This window comes from Fulvivirga aurantia, assembly GCF_009711475.1.
In the GTDB taxonomy this organism is placed as follows: domain Bacteria; phylum Bacteroidota; class Bacteroidia; order Cytophagales; family Cyclobacteriaceae; genus Fulvivirga; species Fulvivirga aurantia.
Map to the genome: position 1 here is coordinate 1 of NZ_SMMD01000841.1, position 10,418 is coordinate 10,418.

Annotated in this window: 8 protein-coding genes; 2 read left to right on the forward strand and 6 right to left on the reverse strand. The window is 40.5% G+C overall.

Annotated features, from left to right (window positions below; all coding sequences use genetic code 11):
* Positions 1-46: 46 nt before the first annotated feature.
* The 3 genes from E1176_RS12375 to E1176_RS12385 all read right to left on the reverse strand — a co-directional run bounded on the left by E1176_RS12375 (position 47) and on the right by E1176_RS12385 (position 3,064).
* Positions 47-484, reverse strand: a complete 438-nt coding sequence (locus E1176_RS12375; protein ID WP_155210949.1) for a hypothetical protein — start codon at positions 482-484, stop codon at positions 47-49.
* Between the two features lie 50 nt (positions 485-534).
* A complete protein-coding gene (locus E1176_RS12380) occupies positions 535-2,433 on the reverse strand; it encodes an AAA domain-containing protein (protein WP_155210950.1) in 1,899 nt (632 codons plus the stop codon).
* 103 nt (positions 2,434-2,536) lie between these two features.
* Positions 2,537-3,064, reverse strand: coding sequence for a hypothetical protein (locus E1176_RS12385; RefSeq protein ID WP_155210951.1), 528 nt, complete (start codon positions 3,062-3,064; stop codon positions 2,537-2,539).
* Between the two features lie 104 nt (positions 3,065-3,168).
* Between E1176_RS12385 and E1176_RS12390 the strand changes: the two genes are divergently transcribed.
* Together E1176_RS12390 and E1176_RS12395 are read left to right on the forward strand one after the other, a co-directional pair.
* Positions 3,169-3,426, forward strand: coding sequence for a DUF1456 family protein (locus E1176_RS12390; RefSeq protein WP_155210952.1), 258 nt, complete (start codon positions 3,169-3,171; stop codon positions 3,424-3,426).
* A gap of 64 nt (positions 3,427-3,490) precedes the next feature.
* A complete protein-coding gene (locus E1176_RS12395) occupies positions 3,491-5,677 on the forward strand; it encodes a radical SAM protein (RefSeq protein WP_185152783.1) in 2,187 nt (728 codons plus the stop codon).
* A 2-nt stretch (positions 5,678-5,679) separates the two neighbouring features.
* Here E1176_RS12395 and E1176_RS12400 read toward each other — a convergent pair whose 3' ends face one another.
* From E1176_RS12400 to E1176_RS12410, 3 genes are all read right to left on the reverse strand, one after another.
* The gene (locus E1176_RS12400; protein WP_155210953.1) at positions 5,680-6,273 is read right to left on the reverse strand and encodes a LysE family translocator; all 594 of its coding nucleotides are present in this window, start codon (positions 6,271-6,273) and stop codon (positions 5,680-5,682) included.
* Positions 6,274-6,377: 104 nt separating this feature from the next.
* Positions 6,378-6,788, reverse strand: a complete 411-nt coding sequence (locus tag E1176_RS12405) for a response regulator (protein WP_155210954.1) — start codon at positions 6,786-6,788, stop codon at positions 6,378-6,380.
* 33 nt (positions 6,789-6,821) lie between these two features.
* A partial coding sequence (locus tag E1176_RS12410; RefSeq protein WP_155210955.1) for a PAS domain S-box protein occupies positions 6,822-10,418 on the reverse strand: 3,597 nt, incomplete at its 5' end.

Here is a 10,418-nt window from a genome sequence, read left to right on the forward strand (position 1 = left end):
CGCTGGTATACTATCATTGCTTTCCGCTGGTGCAAAGGTAAGACAATTAAGTCACTCTAGCCTTAAAATATTCTTTATACTGCTTTTTTCGAGGCAAAAAAGCCAGGTACAGAAACGGATAGATCAAAATATCTAATAATTTCAGGCCTGTACTGAAACTCATATTGTCTTCAATGATCGACTGCTGACCACTTCTTCTTACAATATGCATATGCTTCCATTTTTTTAAAGGTGTGGGCAGCTTTTTGCCTACATCAATAAAATAGCGCATGCGCCCTTCCTTACCGTCTTCTACAATCTCGCTTATCCACTCACTAAATAAAGGAAAGCCAAACTTAATATGTACCAGGTCACCTTCTCTTGAGCCATCGAAACGTAATAACTTAGCTCCTGGTGGTAACAGATACCTGAAAAGCTTTTCATCGAAAGCCTGGAAGACCGTCTCCATCTGAGCTTCCACTGTTGTCTTAAGCACTATTCGCATATGCTTTCAACAGTTTTATTGAAACATGGTTATTTCAAATGGCAGTATAATTATTCGTTGGCACTGTAGATGTATTCAAACACAGAAGCATAACCACCATTTGCTTGTACATAATCTATCAACCTGGCATAAAATGGATCATTGCCCAGCGTAGCCGAATCTCCAATTACCACCAGCTTATACCTGGCTCTGGTCAATGCTACATTCATTCTACGGTACTCTTTAAGAAAACCTATTTCTCCCTTATCGTTTGACCTTGTGAGAGAAATATACATGACATCGCGCTCCTGCCCCTGAAATGCATCAACGGTATTAATCGATATATTTTCGCGTATCGGAGCCAACTTTTCCGAACGATTGACTATACCTCTGATTAATTCTATCTGTGCCTTATACGGTGCGATTATACCTACTGACATGTCTGCCGGAGGTAAGTCTTCTCCCATCAGTCGACCTAGTAGCAATCCTTCGTCACGATTAAAGGTGCTCAAGGTCTCCTTTTTAAGTTCTTCATTATAGCCAGCCCCGGCAGTATCTATGAAAGTTATGGGCTGCTCAAAATAAGCTGGTCGATGGTTAATGCTTTCATCGGCTTTAAGTTTACCCTGGTAAAAATAGTCGCTTGAGAAGCCCATAATAGCATTATGCATGCGATATTGAGTTTCTAACATGACAGTGCTATCGACCTGATTTTCAATACCTTTGGCAAACAAAGTCTGTTCGAGCCCCCCTTTGGCAGCCTCAATTGACTTTATAGTGGGTGGCAATTGATAGTGATCTCCAGACATAATTACACGCTCTACCCTATCAAGTGGAATCCAACAGGCTGCTTCTAATGCCTGAGAGGCCTCATCAATAAAGCAGGTTTTAAATACGCGATCTTTGATCATCTGATGATTGGCACCTGTGAGTGTGCAAGCAATAACCTGAGCGTGATCGATTAGATTTTCGGCAATGTAAGACTCGAGTTGTCGCGATTCCTCTTTAAGTATGCGTGATTCGCTAAATAGTAAATCTCTCTGTGTTTTCTCTTTACGGCCAAAATTGCGTTTATATTTTTTAGCCATCCTGCGATATTCCTCAGACTTTTTTCGAAGCTCTCGCAATCTGCTAAAATCAGGATGCTTGCTAATTTTTACATCGACACTGTTTTCTATCACCTCTGGCGTAAGTCGTGCGGGGTGCCCGAGTCTCACTACATCAAGACCTTCGTTTGCCAGTTTCTCAACCAACAAATCTACTGCTGCATTACTTGGAGCACATACAAGTACCTGTTTTTCCTGACGGGTGGCATCGGCAATACATTTTGTGAGTGTAGTTGTTTTGCCCGTACCCGGTGGGCCATGTACCAATGCAATATCCTGTGCATCTGTAATCTTACTAAAAGCCTTATTTTGCACTTCGTTAAGGCCAGGTAAGTTATAAGCGTACCCATTACTAAACCGAGCCTCTTTGTTTCCATAAAAAATATCCCTGAGCTCTGCCAGTCGATTATTTTCGGCTTTTAGCACACCTTTGAGTGTACGTTTCATCTCTTTGTAGGTGTTGTCATCAAAGAGCAGGTTTACACCAATCTTATCATCATACACCCAATCTGGCAAGTTAGTTTGATTGAGCACCACATGCATCGTATGGTCTTTGAGCATACTCACTACGCCCGGTATTGACTTACCGTTTTCATCGGTTCCTGTAAAAACTCCTACGATTGAGCCGGCCTGAAAGCTGTGTCTTTGTTTTTGGTTTTTGGTTTTCTCAAGCACTAGTGTAATGCGCTCACCCATGCTAATGAAGTCTTTCACCAGATGTACGGGGTACCACGTGACTCCTTCCCGTTCACGATCTTCAATGGAGGACAGCATCATCTTCTCCTGATACATTTTATAGTCCTGCTCACGCTCTACTTCAAGCAGCTCAATTTGCCTTTTGATACTCGCTTTGGCATCCATCATTTACCTATTAGCTCTGTTATGAGATTAAAAAACACAAAAAAACCGAGGAATTTACTTCCCCGGTAGTATAACTCTCAGGTCGAGAGACCTGTTTATTTTTCTTTTAGAATTTGTAAGAAAGCCCTACAAGCGCACCGGCAAGGTTTCCTCTTGAGGCACCCGTAAACTCTAACATTACTCCCCAGTCAGGGCTAAAATACCATCTTCCACCTGCACTTAGCCAAACATCAAAATAGCCGGCATTATCAGAAAATCGGACTAAGTTACCATTTCCATCAAATCGGGTGTTATCAAAGGCCAGATTGGTATAACCCATACCTAAACCACCATACAAATCTAACTCTTTGGGCAGACCATCTATGTGGCCTCCGTAATGGTAGTCACCTCTAAAAGCCACGGTAATAGCGGTATAGTTAGAATTAGTTCTAAGTCCTACCCACGGCCCGATAGTCACTTTATTTGCGATGCCATAATCCATACCACCCCATAATGCCACACCCCAGCCAGAGGTACCAACACCAAAATTTACTTGTTTAAAACCATCTACAGGTTCGAAACCCTGGGCATTTACTTTGCCTGTATATGCCAGACAAGAGAATAAAATCAATGTAAAAATTGAGATCTTTTTCATAATGTAATCAGCGTGTTTGTTAGTTTGCTCCGAACTTACAAAATAATCAGGATTCACACATCAACGTGGCCTTTTCTGAGTCTTAAAAGTTTACCTTTGCATTTATGCTTACCAATAACGACATTCTCAAAAAACTCAGAGTAGCTCATAAGTTACGTGACGAAGACATAATAAAAATTCTGAAGCTTGTAGATTTTGACATATCGAAAGGTGCATTGGGCGATATGTTTAGAAATGAAGATCACCCCAAATACGTAGAAGCTGGCGATCAGATACTTAGAAATTTTCTCAACGGCCTGATTATCCACCTGCGAGGTCCTAGGCCTAAACTGAAGCTGCCTAAGAAGAATGACCAGAAGTAATTAACACTCAGAGTTTTCGTTAATCAAATTTACATTGTAGACCTTTGCACAAATATCAATTGTAGTGCCTCAAAAAGTTCTTTTTATAACGCCCCCTTTTACACAGCTCAATACGCCCTACCCCGCTACGGCATATCTTAAGGGCTTTCTCAATACCCTTGATATTCCTACCCTACAGGCTGACCTTGGAATTGAAGTGATATTAAAGCTTTTTTCTAAAAAAGGGCTCACCAGTGTGTTTGATGAGGTAAGTAAAATCGATACCGAAGAATTGTCTGAAAATGCTGGTAGAATCTACCGGTTAAGAGATCTTTATTTACAAACCATCGATCCGGTCATTGCCTTTTTGCAAGATAAGAACCCCACTTTGGGTTATCATATTTCGGAAGGTGATTATCTGCCAGAAGCTGGCCGATTTGAACAGTTAGATGAGTTGGAATGGGCGTTTGGAACTTTAGGCATCAGAGATAAGGCCAGATATCTCGCCACCTTATACCTCGAAGATATTGGAGACCTCATAACAGAAGCAATTGACCCTCACTTTGGCTTTAGCCGTTATGCAGAACGACTCGGTATGTCTGCTACCTCTTTTGATGAGATGTATGAGGCCATGCATCAACCACTGGGTTTGATCGATAATATTCTACTTGAATTACTAGAGGAGAAAATTCAAAACAGCAAGCCAACCGCTTTAGGTATATCTGTGCCCTTCCCCGGCAATTTATATGCAGCATTTCGTTGCGGTCAATATATAAAGCAAAATCACCCTGATATAAAGGTTTGGATGGGTGGTGGCTATCCAAATACGGAATTAAGAACTTTGAATGACGCCCGTGTTTTTGAGTTTATCGATTTTGTAACGCTTGATGATGGTGAAGCCCCTGTGGCCCACTTAATAGAACATCTCGATGGCGAAAGGTCCATTGAAAAGCTCAAAAGAACGTTTTCATTAAAAAACGGCAAAGTATTTTACTTCAACGGCAGTAAAGAAAAAGACGTAGCTCAGCGCGATACCGGCACCCCCGATTATAGCGACTTACACTTGCGGGATTACCTTTCGGTAATAGAAATAGCCAACCCCATGCACCGGCTGTGGAGTGATGGGCGATGGAATAAACTTACTCTTGCGCATGGCTGCTACTGGGGTAAATGCACGTTTTGTGATATTTCTCTCGATTATATACAGCGTTATGAGCCTATAACCGCTGCTATTTTATGTGATCGTATTGAGGAGATTATGGCGCAAACGGGTCAAAATGGCTTTCATTTTGTAGATGAAGCAGCTCCACCTGCACTCATGAGAGATCTGGCCATAGAAATACTCAGAAGAAAACTCACGGTAGTTTGGTGGACCAACATACGTTTTGAGCAGAGCTTTACTGCCGATTTATGCCGACTATTGAGAGCATCTGGCTGTATTGCGGTATCGGGAGGACTTGAGGTAGCTTCAGACCGATTGCTCAAGTTAATCAAGAAAGGTGTAACAGTGAGTCAGGTTGCGCGAGTGACCAATCACTTTACAGAAGCAGGAATCATGGTGCATGCCTACCTGATGTACGGATTCCCAACGGAAACAGCGCAAGAAACAATAGACTCATTGGAAATGGTGAGGCAGTTGTTTGAAATAGGTGTAGTACAATCTGGTTTTTGGCACCGATTTGCTATGACTGCCCATAGCCCGGTAGGTATAAACCCAAAGGCATTTGGCGTAAGCAAAATAGGGCCGGAAAATGGTACCTTTGCCAATAATGACCTTTTACATGATGATCCAGTAGGCGGAAACCATGATGATTTTGGCGAGGGTTTGAGAAAGTCTCTTTTCAATTATATGCACGGTGTGTGCTTTGATGTGCCTTTACAAGAATGGTTTGAAACCTCTGTACCACAAACTACAATACCGCCCAGGTACATAGTAAACGAAATAAATAGCGAGCCGGAAATCACTTACAAACCACACCAAAAAGCGCTCTGGATAGGCACCCAGCCTCAGGTTGTTGCTTTTGCCACCGATGACGATGAAGAAATGGTTGAGTTAGTATTTTCAGGAAGGAAAGAAGATTTTTTAATAGAACTGCAGGCAGACCTGGGGTATTGGATAAGTGAGATGATAGCACAGGTTGCCTACGACAAACCTTCAACAACTGTTAAAGCAGTAAAAGAAAACTACGAAGCTTCTTTTGAGGATTTTGATATGCTTACTACATCAGAAGTTTGGGCAGCCCTTAGAGAAAACGGCCTGTTGGTATTGTAACGCTAGCCAAAAGCTATTTGAAAGGCCGTAAACACAAGTGCCAGCGCTAAAACCGTATTGATTATTTTCTTGAGTCTTTCATTGCGCATGTAGCGCTGAATCAAAGTACCAAAAAGAGTCCAGGTAGAGATAGCACAAAAGCAAACTAAAATGAGCAACAGCGTCCAGGGAAGGATTTGAAAGAAGTTTTCTCCGGTGCTTACCAAAAAAGTAGTAAATATAGTGAGGCCGTAAAAAAGACCTTTAGGATTAACCAACTGTAATAAGAATCCGCGAGTAAAGGAGGCAAGCTGTTTAGCATCTTGCGAAGAAGAATAACCCGCCTTGAGTGTCTGATAGGCCAACCACAGAATGTATGCAGCGCCAATATATTTTAAATATTCGCTCAAAAATGGTGCTGAAGTCAATAAGGCATTGGAAAGTAACGCACAGACCCAGAGCATCATAAAAAAGCCAGCAACAATACCCAAAAGGAACTTGAGTGTTTGACGGTAACCTATCAAAACACCAAAAGAAGCGCTCGCTATATTATTAGGTCCCGGAGTAAATGATGTAATGACAATAAATGAAAAAAATGCAATTAGGTTGACTTCCATATCTATCAAATCTAGTATTCTTTTACGTTAAGCGTACACATCCGATTCAAAATAGAGATGAATAATTCTCATGAAGGTGATTAGCATTATTCATAAATGCCTATCTACATTTTATTGAGGGCCTTTTTTTGATTGTTATATATAATTCTGAGGATTGAGGGCAAGTTGTAAAACTCACTTGATTTATCAAGGAAAAACCTGGCACCAAGCTCTTTGCTTCTTTCGCGATAAGGTTTTGATTCGTGATTACTAAGCATGATCACATCTACTCCTTTATATTTTTCCTGTACTTCTGGCAAGAAATCAAGACCACTCTCACCTTTCATCTGAATATCTAAAATGATAAGCGTTGGCTCCTTATCTTCTATGAGCTTACGGGCTTCTTCCAAAGTAAATGCGTGTCCCAACCATTGCACCCAGGGCAGTTTCTGTAAGAAGAAAGAAATATGATCTGAGATTACTTTTGAGTCGTCTACTGATATGAGCTTGAGTGTATGTTCGTTTGGTTTATTCATATGTAATATCTAACAGAGTATTGCTACCTATGTTTAAGTCGCCAAAGGCACCTTCAGGCAAACTTTTGTGCCTCTCTCACCAGCCCGATCTATACTAAAATGACCGTTGACCATACTGGCGCGCTCGCTCATGCCAATAAGCCCTAACGATGACACATTATACTTTCTTTGATCGGTAATTCCAACTCCATTGTCCTTAACTTCTAACTCTAGGGAACCTTCTTCCTCAACCAATGCTGCTTGCACTTCCGTAGCATTGGCATGACGTAAAACATTAGTGAGTGACTCCTGAAATATTCTAAATACTGTAGTATTGATCTCTTTTGAGTAGTTATCAGTTAAATTCTTAATATCTACTTTGCAGTTTATATTGGTCTTTTCTTCAAATTGATCTGCGTGCCATTCAATAGCGGCCTTTAGACCCAGATCGTCTAATATACTCGGCCTGAGCGATGTAGATATCTTCCTGACAGAAGCAATTATTTCTTTGGCAGTATCAATCATTCTAGACACATTTTCAACGAGATAATCATTGCCTTCTTCTTCCAGCTTTTCGTTGAGTATGCTAAGGTCAAGCATAATACCTGTGAGCTGCTGACCTAGCTCATCGTGTATTTCTCGTGCAATATTTGTGCGCTCCTCCTCCCTTATTGTCTGTAAGTGAGCAGACAGTTTTCTCAGTCGATCGTTTATTTCTTTTAGTTCTTCTTCCGATTTTTTCCGCTCCGAAATATCGATGTGTGTGCCTACTACTCTTTTGGTAGATTCGTTATTTGAGTCTCTTATAATCTCACCTCTCGACCAAACCCAAATATAATGTCCGTCCTTATGAAGCATTCTGAAATAGTTTTCATAAGTGCCTTCCGGGTTTTCTAAGTACTTAAAAAATTTAGTTTCGGCTTGTTCTACATCATCCGGGTGCAGTAAGCTTAGCCATGGCTTAAGTACACTATGCTCACCTTCCTTCATGTAATCATCTTGTGTTCTACCCAGCATAGTAAAATATTCCTCACTACACCAATAGTAATCCTGATCCGCAAAATACTCCCAGGCTCCGGTATTAGAGGCTGCGATCAAAGCCTTATACCTGCTTTCGGAGATTCTTATTTTCTCCTCTGCTTTTTTTCTATTTTCTCCTTCCAGAATTAAAGCTGTCAGGTCGGCCACAGAACTAGCAAAATCAATATCTTGTTGGGTCCAGACTCTAACATCTCCTATGTGTTCATGGCAAATCACACCAATAGCCTTACCTCCACTAGACAAACATACATCTAGCATGGATCTAATGCCGTGGGGTTTAAGGTAATATTCAGTAAACTCCCTAGTAGCTGGATGTATGTGTGCGTCCTCAGCAGCTATTACTTTTGAGGTTTGGATATCATTGATAAAACTAAAGTAAGTCGGAAACTCAAGCTTGTTAAGTGTTATTGTATCTGTGAACTCATTTGCACTTTTTACATAAACATAATCAGTGGTTATGGACTCAACTTCGTGATCGAAATACCATATACTAACGCGCTCACAATCAATAGTTTCTGCTACTAATTTTAATATTTGTTTGATTTTTCTATCAAGTGACCACTCAATGCGCATGGTACTTAATTCATAGAGTGTTGCTTGTTCTTTAAGTTTTCGTTCTTGTTTTTCAGCTTCAGATTTCTCATTTAGTTTTTGAGTAGTTATATCTTGCATAGAGCCGGTAAAAACCCCCTGCTTATTATTGATAAGGCTATATTCACAAATAACACGAACCCATTTGTGGTTATTTTTTGCTGTTACAATCTCCGCCTCCAGTACAGATGTTTTGCCCGTGCGCATTGATTCTTTAAAAGCTTCTCTAACCAGGTCAATATTATCCTGGTAAAATTGATCTACATTTTCTAATGTAGGACTAAATTCTAATGGATCAACTTCATGTATATTATACATTTCATCACTCCAAAATAGTGTCTCATCAGTCAGGTTTATTTTCCAGCTGCCTAACTCAGCCAATTGCTGAGCCGTGTTTAATAGCCTTGTGGTTTCAACCAGATTTTTTTCTGCCTGCTTTTGTTCTGTTATGTCCTGAGCTAAAGACATAAAAGACACAATTTCTCCGGCACCATCTTTTATCACCGAATTGTGCCATTGGCAATAAATTATTTTCCCATCTTTTGTATTGTTCCTAACAACCAGTTGATTATTACCTGTTTCTAATAAATCTATAGCGAGATTTACCGCAAAGGCATAATCATCTTTATGGAGAATATTTAACTCTTCTCTATTTTTACCGATCACCTCATCTGCCTTCCAACCAAACATCTTTTCTGCTGCCGGAGACCACTCTATTATTCTTCCTTCAGCATCCCACTCTGTAACGGCCAGAGGTGTATTATTCAGGTGGTTTTTAAGCCTCTGATTGGCATAAAATATTGTTCTTTCCTGCTTTTTCCTTTCAGTAATATCTTTAAAGAAAATAGAAAGGCCATCTTGTGAGGCATATATATGGTTCTCAAAGTATCGATCCCACGGAGCATAATGTTCTTCTAAATATTGATATGACTGGGTTTCCAAAGCCTTATGGTATAATTTGTAAAAGGGTTGTCCCACCCCTTCCGGAAATACCTTCCAAATATTCTTGCCTATCAGCTCCTCAGGGGTTTTGCCTAATATTTGAGCTCCTCTTTCATTTACGTAAGTGTAATTCCAATTCTGATCTAATGCTACAAACCCATCACTAATCCTGCCAAGAAGAGTCATAAATTGCTGCTCACCAAGTTCTATTACCTCAGCGAACTGGCGTTTGGTTCTGTTAAATAACACTCCGATAACCAACGCAAACACTATCGTGAGTAAGGTACCCATAAATGCTATGGGAATTGTTTGTATCAAGGCACCGTATTGTTCTTCGGCCACTATATAAACACTCCACTCTCCCGATAGTAAAAATTTTGAGCGGTAGACTCTATCAGCATCAAAGTTTTGATGATCTAAGAAGAATTCCTCCTCGTCTGTATAAGGGTTTTCTTTAGAAATTTCCAGCCTGTACCTGCCATAAGCCCGGCTTAGCGCCATGGCATCCTGAAAGAAGTTTTCAAGACTTACCACCACGGCTGACAAACCCCAAAACTCATTATTTCTGTATATGGGTATTCTACCGATAACGGCCTCTCCTCCTTGTCTGAGTGTAAGCGGACCTGCAAAAAAGATTTCCTTACGTTCTATGGCTTTCTTTACTTCTTTATTGACGTTAGAGTCAGCAAGTATGTCATACCCCAAAACTGATTCGTTTCCCTCCAGAGGATAGACATGTTTGATTACACCTTTGGGTACCAATTGCAGGATATTTACAAAATCATATTTATCCATGAGGTTGGCGGCCACTGAATCAAATTGATTTACTGCTCCCTCCTCATCTACTGTAGTGGCAAGTTGCATCACCACCAGGCTGCTGAGGTCAATGGTTTGCTGCATGTTTTTTTCAAAAGACAGCATAATGTTGTCAACCTCTCGCTCTTCATTTTCTTTTTGAAGCTGGTAGTATGAGTAGCTTACATAGCCTGTAACCATGAGCATTTCTACAAGCACTATCAATGCTGAAGTCAAAGGTCTTTGGATAAACCAATTGGTAAACCTGGGAAGTTTATTCTT

Coding starts and splice junctions, on each gene's coding strand:
- E1176_RS12375 (WP_155210949.1), bottom strand. CDS start 484: ATGCGAATAGTGCTTAAGACAACAGTGGAAGCTCAGATGGAGACGGTC.
- E1176_RS12380 (WP_155210950.1), bottom strand. CDS start 2,433: ATGATGGATGCCAAAGCGAGTATCAAAAGGCAAATTGAGCTGCTTGAA.
- E1176_RS12385 (WP_155210951.1), bottom strand. CDS start 3,064: ATGAAAAAGATCTCAATTTTTACATTGATTTTATTCTCTTGTCTGGCA.
- E1176_RS12390 (WP_155210952.1), top strand. CDS start 3,169: ATGCTTACCAATAACGACATTCTCAAAAAACTCAGAGTAGCTCATAAG.
- E1176_RS12400 (WP_155210953.1), bottom strand. CDS start 6,273: ATGGAAGTCAACCTAATTGCATTTTTTTCATTTATTGTCATTACATCA.
- E1176_RS12405 (WP_155210954.1), bottom strand. CDS start 6,788: ATGAATAAACCAAACGAACATACACTCAAGCTCATATCAGTAGACGAC.